Here is an 18,139-nt window from a genome sequence, read left to right on the forward strand (position 1 = left end):
CAGCCTTCAGCGATCTCCCACCGGGGGCAGTCGCTGTCCGGCCAGGAGGCAACTCTGCAAACTTCGTCAGCGGGCGAACTCACCGGTATGCAACGAAGGGACATGACACCCCGCATTGCGGCACTCAATTGGAACCCGTGGTCGGTCTAATCCTTGTCAATGCGGCGCAGGATTCCGCGGCTTCTCGCACCCGAAGTATGAAAGTCAGGTCCCCGCACTTCTCGACAGCAAGAAATACAACGACAACGATCCATGGCATCCCAACTTTCATGGCTTGATCACGACGCATCCGCGGCACAGCGTAGCCTGCAGATACTCTCGCTCTTCAACGAACCCGATGCGCGGGACGAACTGGGCATTGGTGGCATTCGCGATTCCATCGCGGACCAGCTGTTTCCCGGCACATCAACGATCCAGACGCGGCTGCGCTATGTGTTCTTCGTGCCCTGGCTACTCGATCAGCTTGAGTCGCGGAACACGTCATCATCAGCGTTTCCCGGTGCCGCTCGCGCGGCGGAGCTCCGGCTGCTGGAGCAGCTGATTGCTCATGCGCCCCCGAACGAGCCTGGTATTATCGGCCGGGAAGCGCGCGGAGACCTCAAACGCCTTCCGAGTTCCGTCTACTGGGCGGCATTGGGGAGCTGGGGGATGCGGCGCTCGCGTGTTTCGCTGCAGCAGTACTTCGGTCTTGCAGACCGCCGATACGCGCAACGGCGCACTCTGCGCAGGCGCGACGACGGCGAAAGCTACGATGGAGATCAGGCCGGCCGTCCATGGGACGAAAAGCTCGTCGCATTGCGCCCTGAATGCTTTCCGGTCGCGGCGAGCCTGCAGCTCACACGCGACGAAGCTGCATTCCTGCTCGACCGCTGGACGCTGAAGCATCGGGATTCGCTCCTCACCCGGCTTGCGCATGAGCTCGCCAAAGGCGCGGCAGTATCGGACGCAGAGCAGATCTGGATGCATCCGGACAGGGAGCGGTTTCCCCAGACGATCCGGTCGCTGATCGACGACGCGCATCGCCTGAGCGTTCTCATCCGCGGCGCGGCGCTTCTCTACAACCTGGAGCTTGCCAGGCTCGCGCCGCGGCGCGAGAACATCATTGATGAACGTGCGCCGGAGCTTGCGGCATGGGCCGCGGAGGAGTTACCCCTTTGCGCCGGCTGGGATCTCAATTCATTCTGGGCTCGCGTAGTAGGCAAGGGTCACACTATCACCCGACCCACGCAGGATTTCGTTCACAACTGGCTCGACCTCGCCCTGCGCGAACACAAGCGGGTGGCCGAATCGACCGATTGCCGCCAGCTCATCCGGGCCCGAGAGTCGAGCATCAAGAGCGGGGGCAATCGCTCGCGCTTCGGGAACATGGCCGCGCGCGCTCAATGGAGCGGCAAGGCGGGGCTCGTACCGCTCAGTTATCGATGGCCAGTGGCGCGTGATTTCCTTCGCGAATGGCACGCTGGCTGGAGTGCCGCATGATCAACCCAGAACAACGCAGCCTGCTCACCGATGCGCTTACGCCGCCGGATCGCTATCGCTATGAATGCGGCGTCGCGACGACCTATTCGCTCGACCTGATCACGTTGTTGACCTTACCGCTACATCTCGCGCGCCGCGATGCCGAGGATACGTCGCCTGACCGGCATGATCCGTTGCCGGTACTGGATGCGCTCAGACGCATGGGCGACCGGTTGACAGTCGTGTGCCAGCGCGGACGTCTGCAGGTTCCGCGCAAATCGAATGCGCTGCTGGGACTGCTCGAGGACATGGTCCATGAAACACAGGCACCGCATGAAGGCGTCTTCCACCCGAAGGTGTGGCTGCTGCGCTTCGTGCCGGACGAGCCGGGCGGAAAAGCACCTACGCTCCTGCGCCTGCTCGTCCTCACCCGGAATATCACCGACGACCGTTCCTGGGATCTCTCGCTGTGGCTGGAGGGCGAACGGGGCAAAAAGCCCGTCGGCACCAGCCGGCCGCTGGCGGCTTTCATCGAATGGCTGAGCCGCACGGCAAAAGAAACGATGAGCGTCGGACGGCGCGAACAGATCGACCGGCTCGCCGCCGATGCCCGGCATACCCAGTGGACGGCGCCTGGCAGGTTCAGTGAAGTGCGCTTTCATCCGCTCGGCATCGGCGCAAAGGCGACACAATGGTTCCCTGAGCCCGCGAGCGGCATGCAGTGGGACCAGCTCGGCGTGATCTCGCCGTTTGTCTCGGCCGACGCACTTGACGCACTCTCGTCGCGTGCCAGAGAGTCACTCTTTCTGGTTTCACGTGCTGAGGAGCTCGACCGGTGCGCTTCGCACGGGCGTTTTTCGGACGTGCGCGTGTTGAGCGACCATGCGACAAGTGGTGACACGGAAGACGATGCCGTGCACCGTCAACGTGGCTTGCATGCAAAGGTTTATGTCGGCAGACGGGCGTGGGACACACATCTGTTTGTGGGATCAGCCAACGCGACGGACGCCGCGCTCGTGGGCGGCCGCAATGTCGAGTTTGTAGTCGAACTGATCGGCCGCACAAGCAAGGTGGGTGGACCGTCCGACTGGATCGGCGGCGACGGGATCGGACCGTTGCTTGAGCACTATGTCCGCTCTGTGCCTGTTGACGAACAGGCAATGAAAGACGAACGCGCACTGGAACATCTGCGCGACGAGCTCGCTCGCGCACCACTGGCACTGTATTGCGAAGAAGCGGAGCAGGGCTGGCATGTTGTTCTTCGCGGCCTAGACGGCGTTAGCTGGAACGGCGCAGCGGCGCGCGCATGGCTCGTGTCATCAGACGAAGCGCGCGCCGTCCCGGTTCGTCCGGGACCGGTGAATGTCACCCAAGATCCACTGCAACAAAGTGTTTCGCTTGGCGAATTCCCTCCCCAGCAGATCACGTCCTTCACAGGGTTCTCGCTCGCGCGGGGCGAGGCCGCGTTGAGTTTCGCCCTGAAGCTGCCACTCTTCGGCGGGCCGGAGGAGCGGGACCTGGAAATCCTTCGCGCGGCGATCCGCAATCGTGACGGACTGGTCCGTTATCTCATGCTACTGCTCGGCGACTGGGAGGGTGATGATGGCAACGGGCAGGGCGACGGCGTGTCGCCTGGCGATGAACGGCGGCCCCTATTCGACGATGTGCCGCTCTTCGAGATGCTTGCCCGTGCCTATGCGCGTGACCCCGAACGCCTCGTGCAGATCCGAGATCTCGTGGAACGCCTGCGACGTCCCGACTCCAATGAGCGCGGGAGCGAGCCCATCCTCACGGCTGACCTGATGGAACTGTGGTCGGTCTTCGAGTCAGCGCTGGCAGAAGGGGAAGCATGATGACGCGCAACGTTGCTGCCAGCATGGTCCTGAGAGGACTCAAGGATTTCCAGCGGGACACCGTCGAATACGTATTCAGGCGCATGTTCGACGACGCTAAGCCAGCCACGCGCTTTCTTGTCGCGGACGAGGTGGGCTTGGGCAAGACGATGATTGCGAAAGGTGTGCTCGCGAAGATCATCGATCGCTACGCTCGGACGGATGAGCGCATCGACATTGTCTACGTCTGCTCGAACGCCGAAATCGCGACACAGAACATCAGGCGCCTGCTGTTGCCGGGTCAGTCAGCGATGTCGAAGGCCAACCGGCTAACGCTGCTGCCTCTGTACACCCGGAATCTCGAGCGGAATGCGGTGAACGTCATCGGCTTCACGCCCGGCACTGCGCTGCCGTCGAACAACGGAGCAGGTCGTCGCACCGGGCGCAAGGAGGAGCGCCATCTGATCTATCAGATGCTGCGTGACCTGCCCGGTGTGTCCGAGCGTGGCCTGTGCCGCGCGCTGAAAGCGACGGCTGGCGACGATTGGGAAGTCGAGGCAAGAGAACCGCTTGAGTATGACCAGGGCATCGCAAAGGCCTACCGGCGGGCGATCAGGAGCGATCGGGCGCTTTACCGCGAACTGCGCGACATCGCAGATATCCACCATGACGGACGCAGAACGGTGAGCGATGAGGACAGGGAGCGCCGGGCGGCCCTCACTGGCGAGCTGCGTACGCTGCTCGCGCGGACGTGTCTCGTCGCGCTCAGGCCCGCGCTGGTGGTTCTCGATGAATTCCAGCGCTTCAATGATCTGTTCGACGATCCCGCGGAGACCGAGAATCCCGCCGCTGAGCTCGCGCATCAGTTGTTCAACTACGAAGCGCGCACGCGCGTGCTGCTGCTATCCGCGACGCCGTACAAGATGTACGCCCGCAACGAGGAGAGCGAAGATCATTACGACGACTTCCTGCATACGCTCAAATTTCTCTATCCGGGCGAGCAGGCGAAAGTCGATGCGCTGAAAGCCGACATCAGCGCCATGCGCACGGGCCTGCTTGGCGCGCGGGGAATCGGGGATTTTGCGGCACTTGAACCAGTCAAGGAGCGGATCGAGCACACGCTGCGGCATGTCATGTGCCGTACGGAGCGCGTCGAGGCCACACGGCGCGCGGACTCGATGGTTCGCGAAAGCCTGCTTGTACCGTCTCTGCGTCCGCGCGATCTGGCTGATTTCCGCTCGCTGGAGTCGATTGCGCAGGCCATCAAGGAGCCGGAGACGATCGAGTACTGGAAATCTAGCCCGTATCTGCTCAATTTCATGCATGGCTACAAACTCAAGGAGACGGTGCGTGAGCAGGTTGCACGCACGTCTTCTCCCATTCATGCAGCGTTTGCGCAGCGTGGACTGGCACTTCTGAGTCAGAATGATCTCGACAGCTACCGTGAGATAGATCCCGGCAATGCGCGGCTTCGAGCACTGATCGGGCGCATCGATGCGGACGGCCTCTGGAAGTTGCTCTGGATGCCACCGTCGCTGAACTACTGGCAGGCGGGAGGCGAGTACGCCGATGTCGGTCCCGTCAGCAAACAACTCGTGTTCTCAGCCTGGAACGTCGTGCCCGACGCGCTCGCCGCGCTGCTGTCCTACGAAGCCGAGCGACGGCTGACCCGGAACTCGAAGCGCACCGTGACATACGCAAACATGCCCGATCGTTTTGCGCAGCAGTTGCGCTTCTCGATCAGACGCGGGAGTGGACCGTCCGGCATGTCCGCGCTCCTTCTCGCATTTCCTTCGCAAGCATTGGCGCGAATGGTCGATCCCCTTGCGCTGCGCGCCGCCGTGGACGTGGACGTGGACGTGGACGTAACGCCAGCTTATGCGGAGCTGCGCGAGCGGGCAATGGCCATCATCGGACCTGCGATCGAGCCGCTCATCGATCGGCGCGTCAAGGAAGGCCCGTTCGACAGGCGCTGGTACTGGCTCGTGCTCGCCCGCCTTGAGGCAGGCCTTCATCCAGGGGCACGCGAATGGTGCGCGCTTCGCTGGGCTGAGGCGCGCAGGGTGCGTGGCAATGAAGAGGTCGATACTGAAAGTGCATTCGATGCGCACGTCAGACTGTGGCTCGACGCATGGGACGGCAAATCCGAAGACATGGGTCGCGTGCCCGATGATCTTGTGACTGTTCTTGCAAGCGTCGCGCTCTGCGCACCGGCTACCTGCGCACTTCGGACCCTACTGCGCGTATGGCCGCACGACATGGCGCCCGAGGACATGCTGGACGCGGCGGCGCGCATCGCGGAAGGTCTGCGCAGCCAGTTCAACTCGTCGCGCGCGGTCGCCATGCTCAAGACTGTCGAGGACGAGGATTCGTACTGGCAGAGCGTGTTGCAATATGCCGCCGATGGCAATCTGCAGGCACTGCTTGACGAATACGCGCACATACTCTTCGAGTCGAGCGGGCTCGCTGATCGCACTGCGGAGGCTGGATGTGAGATGCTCGCCGAAGCCATGTATGAAGCCATGTCCCTGCGGAGCGCACCGTTGCAGCCTGATGAAGTGGAGTTCAAGAACGACCTGCTGGGCATCAAGCCATTTGAAACGCGAATCCGCACCCACTTTGCATTGCGCTTCGGTAACCAGCAGGGGGAAGACGGCGCGCTTGCGCGCAGGAAGGTCGTGCAGGCAGCGTTCAATTCGCCGTTCTGGCCGTTCGTGCTGGCGTCGACGTCTGTCGGTCAGGAAGGGCTCGATTTCCACAACTGGTGTCATTCCGTTGTGCACTGGAACCTGCCCTCCAATCCCGTTGATATGGAGCAGCGTGAAGGGCGTGTGCATCGCTACAAGGGCTATGCGGTTCGCAAGAACGTCGCTCGCAAGCATGGACCGGCAGCATTGCGGCACGCACGCGGCGATCTCTGGAACACCCTGTTCGATCTCGCCGTCCAGGAACGCGCGCCCGGCACTAACGATCTGATTCCCTACTGGATCTACGAAGATGATGACGGCGCATATATCGAGCGAACGGTGATGGCGCTACCGCTCAGCCGGGACGAGTCCCGCTACCGGCAGCTCAAACGCAGCCTCGCGCTGTACCGCCTGGTGTTTGCGCAGCCGCGACAGGAGGACCTTTTATCCTGCCTCGAGCAGAACCTGAGCGAGGAAGACGCAGCGGCTTCCGTCGGGCGCTGGCGAATTTCGCTTGGCCCACGCCGCGCTGATGGCGAGGGGGACGCCGACGGCGTTGACGGATCGTCGAAAGGCGAAGAGGCTACATGATTTCCCGACGCCGCGTCGTAATGCCAAGGTTAGCCGGGCGGGCTGTCATGCCCGGTGTCGCCTCGTCTGCCGAATGAACGCCGTGCACGGCGGCGTTTGTCGAATTCAAGATCCGCTGAATAATGCCGATAATTCGCTTGCATGCAGGAAGAGTTTCACCCGCAATTGGATCCGGGCCCAAGACAGATCAACAATATGCCGCTTACCATTCATACGTTGAGTAACCGCGCTCCCTTCCAGTATGAAGGCTCACTGGCGGCGGGCTTTCACTTCTGGATAGGAGCCGATGGAACGCACGAGTTCGTCGCTCCCGAACTGCTTGAACGGCTGATCGGGCATTTCCGTGCTCAGGCTGGACCTGTCGCCGTCGGTGCGTCCCGCGACAATCCGCCGGCCGGTTCGATCGGCGCATGGTTGATCGAGAACCGGCCCGGCCGCCAGCTCGCGTCGTATGTTGCCGCTGCCCTCGTTGAAGAACGGATTGCGGTCATGGCAGGCGACCGGCTCGCCTTCCCGGCGCCGACTCGCCGCAACCCATAACAGGAAACTTCGCACACGGCCGACTGGACGCACATCGGGTCGCGCGCTCGCCGGGACGACGGCAGTGCTGCTCCGCAGTCAGCAGAATGTCGACGCCGCCTCAACATGACCGCAGAAGACTCTACAGGGTCGAAGCATGGTAGTGCTTCAACCAACATACAGTTCGGCGTCTGGCTCCCATTGCAGTGCTACGAGCTAAAGATCCGGCACAAACTGCTCGCACAACTCGGGCGAATTTCGCATTTCGTTATCCTTTGCCAGAGTCGAAGCGACACGAACCCTGCGGATCTGCCGGCCATCACGTCTCTCGGTCGCGCGCAACTCGAACCCGTGCTTGAACGTCTTCGCGGGCTGCGGATTCTCGATGATTCTGGGCTGACGCGTTCCGGTAGCCAGTACGCACATATGCTCGCGACACTTCACGAGCAGAAGGCGCGACTCTGGATGGACACGCAGCACGACCAGGCACCGGCACTGTTGCATGGCAACCACCCGTCTGTCACAACGATTCCCCGGGATGAGCTCGTTGTAGAAGGTCGCCGCCAGCAGGACGGCCGTGCGCCAAGGGGTCGCCGGGTCGATCTCGAGCGTCAGCTCGCACGCATGAAGCACTACGATTTTCAGTGCGCGTGGCTGCCATTTCTCTTTCCGTCGTTCGCGGAACTTGCCCAGCAACCGGACGAAGGTTGGTGGCGCGAGTGGGAGATGGAACTGACACACTGCAGCGATGCCTTTACGGAACATGCAAGCGGTGCGGCCAGCGATGCCGTCGACGGCATGCACGGACCGGACGCCGCGCTGCGCGGCGTGGAACTCACGCTGTCTACCGGGACCGAAGCGCAGTGCTCCCAGCCCGCACTGGAACTGGACAATGCGGTCATGGAGTTGCGCACGCGATACGCAGTTCCCGATGGTTTGCCCTCAACCCTCGCGCCCATCGTCCCCGATGAGTGCGTGCTCTACTACGACTTCCTTGACGAGTCCGTCATGCAGGCACAGCCGCCCGCCGGCGATGGCACCGGCTACACGCTCGTCTTCCCCGACGAAACGCTGCACGAGGACGTAGCGGTGAGCGCACTGTTTGCGGCGCAACGACCACCCGGCTCGAAGGGAATCGACATGCTCAATCGCATGCACGTGTTCACGCCGCGGTGGCGCAGGCGCGCATTTCCGTGGACGGCCGTCTATTCCGCGCTCGCCACGTTGGATAACGTCTGGATACCGCAGAATAATGAGAACAGTTGAGATCTTCAGGCAGATGGGCGACGAGGTGTTCGACGACCCACGCGTGCTTCGCTACGGGATGATCCTTGCGAAAGGCGGTGTCAGCGGCCTACGAGGTCTGGACCCGGTTGCGGTATGGATCGACGCCGCTATCGCTGTGTTCGACGCCTGCCACAGCTACATGCGGTATCTCACACAGCAAGAACTGAACAGGCAGCTTGAGATAGCCAATGAAGAGTTGCGCGAGACAGCGAACGGCTATCTGCGCATGATCGAACTTGACCACGAGACGATCCGCCTCGACCAGGAGCACCGTGAGGAGGCGCTTGCGAGAAGTCTGGAAAGACATGCCCGGGAACGCGCGCAGATCCTTGAAGCGATCAAGCGCAAGGTCGAACTTGTTTTCCGCGTTCATCGCATGGTTTGCGAGGCACGTCTGCGTGGCTACACGCAGGAACTGGACAATCTACAGTCGATCCTCGATACGTTGGTCGGATCGAGCCTCGCCTGTCTGAACGAGAACATCAAATAAGCAGTACCTATCCCTGAGAGGACGACATGGTCAAGTCTGTAAAACCCCCCATCAACACCCGGCGCACGCCCACGGTCAAAAAATCAGGCGGTCTTCTGTCCAAGGTTGAGCCTACGCACGTCATTCAGGCCGTCGATTCGGCCGCGGGCATGTTCAAGAGCATCGCGGACTACGGTGCGGAAAGCCAGCGCACCGAACGGGCACGGATCGAAGCCGAGACCAAACGCCTCGAAATCAAGGCCGACGTGCTAAAGCATGGAATTGACTTCGCGGAGAAAAAACAGAAACTGGAGAACGAACGGAAGCGGGACGAGGATGGGCACATCCGCGACCTGCGCAGGATCGACAGTCGCCACGATCTTGCCATGAAGAACGAGAGCGAGCGGTCGCGGCTTCTGGATATGCTCGAACGAGGGGAAATCACGGCTGAGCAGTGTCGCGCGCTACTGGATTCACGCGTTTTCACCAGCCATACTGACGCGGACGATCGCTGACCCATGTGGCCGCTCATCGGAGTCGCCGTCTTCGTCGCGGCGAAGGTTGCCAAGTGGATCTTCAACTCGATGTCCGAGGAGGAGGCCGAGCGCAGCGAGACGCTGCGGGAAGAAGCGGAAGCCATCTACCAGGAGTATGAAGAGGCCTGCAGGACGAAGCAGGCGGACCTCAAACGGTGGACGACGGAGAAGGCCGGTCACTGGCGCAAGAAACTGCTGCAGGCCCTCAGTGATAACCGCGGCAAGATCGCGCCGATCCGCGAAGGCTTGGACAGTCTGTACGAGGTGGTGCGTACCGAGATTGGCGCGGACACTACGAGTCCATTCCGGCGCCTGGCGTTGCAATACGCGTTTTGCCGCATCGAGGATGCAAAGCTCAGGCTGGACGCGTACGCCGCATATCTCGACCATGCGGAAGCTCAGATCGCACGTGTGACCGATGGGGCAGCCGTGCTCAAGCTACGGCCGACCGAGCCATTGCTGCCGGATGAGTGGCTTTACCGCGGCAAGCTGGTGATCGTTAGCCTTGATGAAATCAGAAAGCCGCTGCCCCGGTTCGGGCACCGGCTCCTCTTTGGACGTCATGAGAGCAGGCAACTCGCGCTCGCTGTTCCATTCGGCGACGAGATTCCCGTGATGATCACCGGTGCACACAAACATCAGGAAGGAGCATTCTACGGATGTGTTGCGCGTGGTGCCCTTTATTATGAGCACATCATTCCGGGCGAGCCGGTCGCGATGACCGTCACACATGCGAATCGCATGGCGGTGTCGGGCACCGCATTCGACGAGTTTGTGAAAATCTCGGTGCCCGTCACGAAACTCACGCACAAACATATCCTTCCGCTTCAGGGACAGACGCTATTCGTCTATCCCGATGCATTCAATATCACGCTGGACAGCAACCCGCTCCTACCGGAATCGAAGCGGCGCTGGATCGGTGCATCTCAACTGCCGCCGCCCGAACTGGGCGCGTCCTACCAGCATCCGCTTTTTGTCCGTGTGCCGGAGAAACTGCTCGACGCTATATCCGACAGTCAGTTTTTCAGTCCCCTCGCGCAGTGGAACCTGCTGGTTTGCGATCCGGAAAACAACCAGTACGTGCTTGGGAAGTCACATGTGCGTCTCGTCACAAAAATCGGCGAGCACGATGCGGGAGTGCAGGTCGAAGAGGTGATCCAGACGGAACACATGCAGGTCGGTCACCAGCTTCCTTTTTCCCTCACGCTTGTCACCGACGCGATTGATATCCGCGCGCTGCACTGGCAACCTGCCATCGACGCGTTCCGGCAATATGCGACGCAGATCGCCGCGAATGACGGGCAAGACGCCTTGCGACGTGCGCAGTCCATCTTCATGCGCCGGTGGCAGAGCGTGCTGGATTATCAGCGAGAAGCCGAAAGCGTACGTGCCGTGACCTTCGACACGACGCCCAGTGCGATCGACGACCGGCTCTCCTCGCTTCAAGTCAGTGCAGCACAGATGCGAGAAGAAACGTGTGATGCATCGGCCCTCGATTACCTGCGTCAGGTCGACAGGGACAGCATGCTTCACCGGGAGCATTGCCTGCGCATCGAGCGATGGGACAGTGAGCGCCTTTCCTATATTCCGGCGGTACCGGAGCGCCATAGGACATCGCTCGAATACGAACTGACCGACGAGGGAGCGCTTGCGATACGCGGACAGTTCCCGCGCGAATGGCAGGAGTCTGAGGGGCGCTACCGTTTTCGCGTGCAGTTGCCGGCAACGGCGCTCAAGCGCCAGCAGCGTGCGCTCGACGATTTCATTCATGATCGCCTGGTGCAGCCAGCGCTGAAAGATATCCTGCTTTCCCCACAATCGTATCTGCCCGTGGATGACCCGTTCTGGACGGGGCGCGATATCCACTGGCAAGGAAAGCTCTCGCCGTCGCAGCGGGAAACCGTCAGCATGGCGCTAAAGGCAAAGCACCTTGCACTGATCCAGGGGCCACCCGGTACGGGCAAGACGACGGCCATCGTGGAGATGCTGTATCAACTTTTTGCGGCGAACCCGAATTGCCGGGTGTTGCTGGTTTCGCAGCAGAACACCGCCGTGGACAATGCCCTCGAACGCTTCATCCAGCGCTTTCCGGACCTCGCGCAGACAGCGGTGCAGGTCATTCGCATTGGCAACCCCGACAAGGTAAGCGCCAGCCTGTCGCGTTACCAGTTCGACGAACGATACGCGCAGTTCGTGGAACGGTTGTCGCAGGATGCCCGCAGGAAGGTGATGGAGACTGCCAGCGACAGGCACGACATCGCGTGCCAGTGGTCGACCGTGATCGACTACGTGATGAACACGCCGGACAATCTCCTCGACAGGCCGACGCTCGAAGAACTCAGCACGCTATTGCTCGCCGACAAGAATCTGGTGGGCGCGACGTGCGTAGGCCTGTCCACCCCAAAGGGCGGCGTGGATCATCTCGTGTTCGATGTGGCCATCATCGATGAGGCGGGCCGCGCGACCGTGCCGGAACTTCTGATTCCGATGCTTCGCTGTCGCAAGGCGATCCTGATCGGTGATCACTACCAGTTGCCACCGTGCGTCTCACCGCTGTTGCGCGAGGATTCGGCTCGTGACGTGTTGCCGTTTCTGCGCGAGGCATTCCTCGAGACAAGCTTTTTCGAACTGCTTTTCGAACAGTTGCCTGCCGGGTCCAAGGCGATCCTGAGGGAACAGTACCGCATGGCGCCTGAGATCGGCGATCTGGTGGGGGAGCTCTTTTACACGCGTAAAAAGACCCGCACCCTGTTCAATGGCGTGGCCGCAGACGGTTGGGAACGCTCGGCGCTCATGTCGCAAAGCCTGAACTGGGTGAATGTGAAAGGGCGCCAGACGCGGCCCGCGAAAAGCAGGAGCCTCTGCAACCTTGCCGAAGCGGACGCCATAGTGCACTTCCTGGCGAGTGTGGCTGAGTCCGCGGCACCACACACTGAGGTCGCCGTCATTACCCCGTATGCAGCGCAAAAGAAGCTGGTTCGGGACAGGCTGAATGCCTACTGCACGACTCATCCGGAACAGATTGACGTGTTGGAACGCCTCGCGATCAAGGTTGACACCGTCGACGCGTTCCAGGGTGGCGAAGCGGATCTCGTTTGCTATTCGACGGTGCGGACACAGGGCGCCTTGCAATTCCTGCTGGACCGCAAGCGTCTGAACGTCGCCTGTTCGCGCGCCAGGCATCACCTGGTGTTTTTCGGCGACGCCAGCTTCCTCGAAAACGCCGGCGCGGGCGGAGCAGGGAAGAACTACTTTGCGACGATACTGAAGCGTGCGCACCGGCTGAACTCCCAGACGCCGGTGCAGCGTGACGCGCCAGGAAAGGGACGCAATCGCCAGCGCGAGCCCGCATGAGGACTTCGCGCACGCTGGCCCTGTCACGTGGTGCAGTGGACGCGGAGTTGGCGTACGCCCGGGCAACGGCCGCAGTCCCTGTTTGCCGACGCAGGCGTTGCGCGTCAGTGAACGTTCGCTCAGCACAGGGAAGCGGGCGCAGCGTCAACGATACTGACTGGGCGCGTTCGGTCGCAACGGCACGGGGGGGACAGCATGAAGTCACTGTCCGTCGCGTCGCCTGTCGAAATTCGCGTATCCGCCGCGTACAATCTCCGGCTGACATAAAGCAGCCGAGCCAAGAACGGGCCATCGCGCAAACGGTGTGGGCTACGCGCTTCTGTGCGTGTACGCTGCGGCCCGCACTTCGGAGCGGCCCTTCGCCGACCGAGCAGGCTGCTTTTTTTATATATGGACTTTTCCTGGAGACAGCGGAGGGCAGGCGCAAAGCCCTGCCACTGCGAGCGCCATCGCGCGAATCCGGGAAACGGCTCTGCTTTCGCCTTCACTGCTCCTGACTGATTTTTGCCCATGCCGCTTCCCGATATTGACTTCAAGGAAATCCGCGTTCATCGAACCAGCCAGGCCGACGCATTCGAGGAGCTATGCTGCCAGCTGGCGGGCGATGAACCGCTGACGGATCGCATCCGCTTCGACAAGAAGGGACGGGGAGGAGACGGCGGCATCGAGTGCTTTGCCACGCACGCCGACGGCTCAGAAACCGGATGGCAGGTGAAGTTCTACTGGGAGATTGACAGTCTGCTCAGCTCGCTCGACGGATCACTGACGAAAGCACTTGTAAAGCATCCTGCCATGCACCGGTTCATCGCGTGCTTCCCGTTCGATCTGGCGGATTCGCGCCGCGCTGACGTGACGACGGCATTCGCAAAATGGACGAAGTGGCGTGAGCAGCGGATCGGCGAGGCCGCCGCGGCCGGCAGGACGCTCGCGATCGATCGCTGGGACGCGCACGAGATCAAACAGAGGCTGACGGACAGCAATCCGAGATCGGCGGGACGGATAGCCTTCTGGTTCGACCAGGAGCTGTTGACCGCCGACTGGTTCCGGAAAGCCTTTGACCGGACAGCCGATAGCCTGGGGGATCGCTACAGTCCGCAAACCCACATTGACATCCCGGTACGGCAGTCGATTCTCGCGACGGTGCGCGACCCGGTAATCTTCGAAGCGCTGAAACCGCTCGCTGCGCGAACAAGGCATAGCCTGCAACAGATGCCGGACAGCGCGAACAACGCCGCATGCACGGCCGCGCTGGGCGTTGCGACCGAACTGGACTCACTCGCCGATGAGCAGCCGGATCCATTTCCGCTGCTGGAACTGCGCGGCAGGATCGATGCCGCTGCCGGCCTGGCTACCGTGTGGGATGGCGAACTCCGGGACCAGCGGCAAGGTCGTGAGCGTAGCCCGGAGCTGATCGCCGTTTCCAATCTGATGAACGCGTTGCGTGCCTGCGCTCGCAATGTCCGCGCGGATCATTGGCACCATCTCGACACGCGGGCGCTTCTCGTGTCCGGTGACGCCGGAAGCGGCAAGTCACACCTGCTAGCTGACGCCTGTGCACACCAGATCGAGACCGGTCGACCGGCCATGATGGTGCTCGGCGGCAAGCTGCCGGATGCCGAGCCGTGGGGGGAGATCCTGCGGGACCTCGATCTGCCGCGCCGTCTCCAGGTCAGGCAGTTCCTCGGTGCACTCAATGCCGCCGGAGAAGCGGCGGATGTTCGCGCGCTTGTCGTAATCGACGCACTCAATGAGAAGAATGGGCAGTTGATCTGGCCGGAGCGTCTCGCGGGTCTGTTGAACGACCTCAGGCAGTTTCCCTTCATAACGGTAGTGCTGTCGTGTCGGACAACGTATCTGGATGTCGTTATCCCGGACTCACTGGATGCATCGAAGCTGCCGCGCATTGAACATGAGGGCTTCGACGACGACGATGTGATGCGTTATCTGCGCCGGCGCGGCATCAGCGTACCGGAGGCTCCCCGTCAGCTCGATGAACTGCACAACCCGCTTTTCCTCCGTCTGGCCTGCGATGCCCTGAAGGCCGAAGGCGAAGTATTGATGACGGACAGCCTGAGCGGGATCTCCGAAGCGTTCCGGCTCTTTACGTCGACCGTCACACGACGTATTGAAGTGACAACGAAGGTTGCGCCACGCCGAAACCTGGTTTCGAAAGCGATCGAGGCATTGACGACGGAGATGTCCAGGACAGGGCGTGGGGAGGTTGGTTTCGAGCGCGCTGACGAGCTCGTGCGCTCAATCTACGATGGCAATGAGATCGCGAGTGACATCCTGTTCCAGCTGGAAAACGAAGGGCTTCTCGCAGTGGAGCAGGACTCATTTTCCCGCGTCGAATCCAGGGAGGTTGTGCGTTTCACGTTCGAGCGGATGGGTGATCATGCGATTGCCGCCAGCCTCCTGAATCGCAGCATGGCTTCCGCGGGAGCTGGTGCCGTGTGCGCTCCCGGGTCGCCGCTGCACCAGGCGCTGGCTGATCCGCATTCCCGGATCGTGCCGGGTCTTCTGGAGGCGCTCGCCATCCAGCTGCCCGAGCAGCTGGAGCTGGAGCTTCCGGATCTGGCCGGCGTACCGCCACGGTCATGGTTGGAGGGAGCATTCGTTCACAGCCTCCTCGCCCGCCGGCCGACGGCTTTCCGTGAAAGGACCTGGCAGCTCGTGGATGAAATGGGCGACGAACGCCTGCGTTTCGACACGCTCATTGCACTGTCGACTGAGCCGGAGCATCCGTTCAACGTGCGTGTGCTCGACAGCGAACTCCGGCGGCATGCGATGCCAGAGCGGGATGCCCACTGGTCGGTCCATCTGGCTGATTCGAACCGTGCAACGACTCTCGTCGACTGGGCGTGGAACGCCGACCAGACACGCGTTACGCCTGCGCGCGCCGAGCTGGCGGCCATACAGCTCACCTGGTTTTTCACAACGAGCTTCCGTCCCCTTCGCGATAGAGCGACGAAGGCGCTTGTCGCACTGCTTGCGGGTCGTCCCCGGCTCGCGGTCAGCCTGTGGACCGGGTTCAAAGGTGTTGACGACGGATATCTGACCGAGCGTCTGACTGCCGCGCTCTACGGGGCGGCCATGCAGGGCGTGTGGGAGGATTACGATCTGTCGGCTGTCGCCACGACCCTCTATCGTGATCTTTTTGCCAACCGCACGCCCCCGGCAAATTCGCTACTGCGCGACCATGCCCTCGGACTGATTGCATATGCCATGCATCGGGGCGTGCTGGGCAGCACAATCGATCGCGAAAATCTCGAGGAACCCTTTCTCAGCTCCTGGCCGATCGAGCATGTCCCCGACGAAACCATCGAAGGCTACACGCGCCAGTACGGTGACAACGCAAGGTATCCGGACGAGATCGTTAACTCGTGCCAGGACGGTGATTTTGGGCGCTACGTGCTCGACTACGCGGTGCAGGACTGGAGTCCGGCACCCGTTGGCACCTCGCTACTGCCGAACGCGCTGGACCTGCGGAACGCCTGGCTTGAGGAGTTCAAGGTCACGGCGACCTTGGACATGATTGCGGCGCATGACCGGCTCGTTGCAACCATCGCCAGCGAGAATCCCCGCAACACTGTCGTGACGGGCGAGGCTCGCGACCGGATCAGGGCGGCGAAGGCGGTCTTCAGGGCGGCCGTCGGCTCGGATATCTTCGAAGAATGGCGGGAGCGGGCCGAGCACTGGCGAGCCGAAGGCATGTATCAGAGCTATGCACGCCAACAGGGTCCTACCGGGTTTAATCTTGCGTGGGCCCGGCGCTGGGTCGTGAAGCGGGCACATGACCTTGGCTGGTCCGAGGAACTGCATGGCGCGTTCGACCGGCAGGTCCGTGGCGATCGCAACGAGCACTCCCTCGAGCGAATCGGCAAGAAGTATCAGTGGCTGGCGCTTTATGAACTGGTCGCGCGAATGAGCGACAATCTCGAACGTCTCCCGGATCGCGACACCGACCCGCTTCGGTTGCGCAACCTCGACCCCTCGCTGCTGGTCGATCATGTTGCTGCAGATGACTGGGAGGACGTTCCGGCGAAGCCGTTCTGGATCGGCGGCGCCCCCGAACTTGCTGCCCGTACGCCCGCCGAGGCGATAACGTGGCTGCACTCGTCCGAGGATATCCTTGATGGAGTTGAGAACATCGCTGTCAGGTCCGAAGACGACGATCGTCACTGGCTGGTGCTCACAGGATTTAAGACCTGGCGCACGCCGACGCAGGGCATGCACTGCGAGGCGTGGCGCCGTGTAGCAAGCGTGGTCGTGCGAAGGGCAGACCGCGACACGGCGCTGGAGTTGATGTCGACAGGTCAGATGGCAGGCCCGCACGACGTGCCTGCCGCCGCGGGAGGGGGTTACCGCGTTCATCTCGGTGAGTTTCCGTGGCGATCGCTCGACGATGGGCAGGATGACTGGATCCTCGACTGGCGCCCTGTCGACCCAACTGTGCGACGCGGGAACAGACTCGCTATCCGGCCAACGACGACGGAGTACAGCGCCGAGGCAGACGGTTACGATGGCTCGGTCAGCGATCACATCAACCTGCGTCTGCCGGCACGGTGGTTGATGGATGGGTTAGGCCTGCATCTCACCGATGGTCGCTCGATCGTGTATCAGGATGCTCAGGGGGTCACCCGCTTCATGGATCCGTCCGTCTCGACGGCGGGCGAGAGCGCTGCACTGGTCGACCGGGACGCCTTCCTCAGACTGCTCGAACGTGAAGGTCTGGTCGCTATCTGGACCGTTGCGGGCGAAAAAAATGCGTACGGCGATTCAGCGGGCGATGGCTTCGGGGGGCGGCTCACCTTCACGCGGCTGTTCTATTCTGACGGAAGTGAGCTTCGTGGTCGTGACAGGCTCGAAACGTTTGACGCCCCCTCGCCACGCCAGCGCGCCGCCTTTCTGGGCGAATCAGCGGTGAACGCGGGCTGAATGAATGACGGGCCCGATAACGTCCTCATTTCGCATTCGGTAGGCCACGGCAACTACCGACACTCGGGTTGAAGCGGGTACGATTCGGACTTGTACACACCGCAGGTCCATTCGGCAGTGAGTCCGCGAACCAGATGCAGCGGCAATCACGCACGGCGGGCGACACCGATTGAACCCGGATGGCGACGCAATCCAGCGCCGGTGGGAGCTTGGCCATTTGCCAGCTTGCGCGTGGCTTAGCTTAGCTATCGGCAGGCGCTCTGCGAGTGCGTCAGAAATCGTAGTGCTTCCCGATTCCTGAGGTCATCGTTACTTGGAGCCATTGCCGCGGCCATTTTGGCGACAGCGCTGTCAGCTGTTCCGGTAGTCTTGCCCACGAAGCGGGGAAGGGCTGTTGATACGCGCATAAAACTGACCCATTTCCGATAGAAATTTGCATCGAAAATTGACCCACATGTTCAACTGCCT

10 protein-coding genes are annotated in these 18,139 nt (G+C 61.7%); 9 read left to right on the top strand and 1 reads right to left on the bottom strand.

The genetic code is table 11. From position 1 onward, the window contains the following. Positions 1 to 252 precede the first annotated feature (252 nt). The 9 genes from SB753_RS29905 (at position 253) to SB753_RS29945 (ending at position 17,671) form a co-directional block, all read left to right on the top strand. A complete protein-coding gene (locus tag SB753_RS29905) occupies positions 253 to 1,479 on the top strand; it encodes a DUF6361 family protein (RefSeq protein ID WP_410803432.1) in 1,227 nt (408 codons plus the stop codon). Then, complete coding sequence (locus SB753_RS29910) at positions 1,452 to 3,311, top strand: phospholipase D family protein (protein WP_410803434.1); 1,860 nt, start codon at positions 1,452 to 1,454, stop codon at positions 3,309 to 3,311. The genes SB753_RS29905 and SB753_RS29910 overlap by 28 nt, the downstream gene beginning before the upstream one ends. Further along, on the top strand, positions 3,308 to 6,568 hold the full coding sequence (locus tag SB753_RS29915) for a helicase-related protein (RefSeq protein WP_410803436.1): 3,261 nt from the start codon (positions 3,308 to 3,310) through the stop codon (positions 6,566 to 6,568). The genes SB753_RS29910 and SB753_RS29915 overlap by 4 nt, the downstream gene beginning before the upstream one ends. Positions 6,569 to 6,709: 141 nt before the next feature. Continuing rightward, on the top strand, positions 6,710 to 7,108 hold the full coding sequence (locus tag SB753_RS29920; RefSeq protein ID WP_410803438.1) for a hypothetical protein: 399 nt from the start codon (positions 6,710 to 6,712) through the stop codon (positions 7,106 to 7,108). Between the two features lie 405 nt (positions 7,109 to 7,513). Then, positions 7,514 to 8,353: a hypothetical protein gene (locus tag SB753_RS29925; RefSeq protein WP_410803440.1), complete on the top strand. Its 840-nt coding sequence runs from the start codon at positions 7,514 to 7,516 to the stop codon at positions 8,351 to 8,353. Beyond that, positions 8,340 to 8,864, top strand: a complete 525-nt coding sequence (locus SB753_RS29930; protein WP_410803442.1) for a hypothetical protein — start codon at positions 8,340 to 8,342, stop codon at positions 8,862 to 8,864. The genes SB753_RS29925 and SB753_RS29930 overlap by 14 nt, the downstream gene beginning before the upstream one ends. Positions 8,865 to 8,890: 26 nt before the next feature. Beyond that, positions 8,891 to 9,358, top strand: coding sequence for a hypothetical protein (locus SB753_RS29935; protein ID WP_410803444.1), 468 nt, complete (start codon positions 8,891 to 8,893; stop codon positions 9,356 to 9,358). 3 nt (positions 9,359 to 9,361) lie between these two features. Further along, positions 9,362 to 12,733: a DEAD/DEAH box helicase gene (locus tag SB753_RS29940; protein ID WP_410803446.1), complete on the top strand. Its 3,372-nt coding sequence runs from the start codon at positions 9,362 to 9,364 to the stop codon at positions 12,731 to 12,733. 510 nt (positions 12,734 to 13,243) lie between these two features. Then, the gene (locus SB753_RS29945) at positions 13,244 to 17,671 is read left to right on the top strand and encodes an AAA family ATPase (RefSeq protein ID WP_410803447.1); all 4,428 of its coding nucleotides are present in this window, start codon (positions 13,244 to 13,246) and stop codon (positions 17,669 to 17,671) included. 271 nt (positions 17,672 to 17,942) lie between these two features. Here the strand turns inward: SB753_RS29945 and SB753_RS29950 are convergent. Then, on the bottom strand, positions 17,943 to 18,139 hold a 197-nt coding region (locus SB753_RS29950; protein ID WP_410803449.1), incomplete at its 5' end, for a hypothetical protein.

This window comes from Paraburkholderia sp. SIMBA_053 (genome assembly GCF_046534895.1).
Classification (GTDB): domain Bacteria; phylum Pseudomonadota; class Gammaproteobacteria; order Burkholderiales; family Burkholderiaceae; genus Paraburkholderia; species Paraburkholderia caledonica.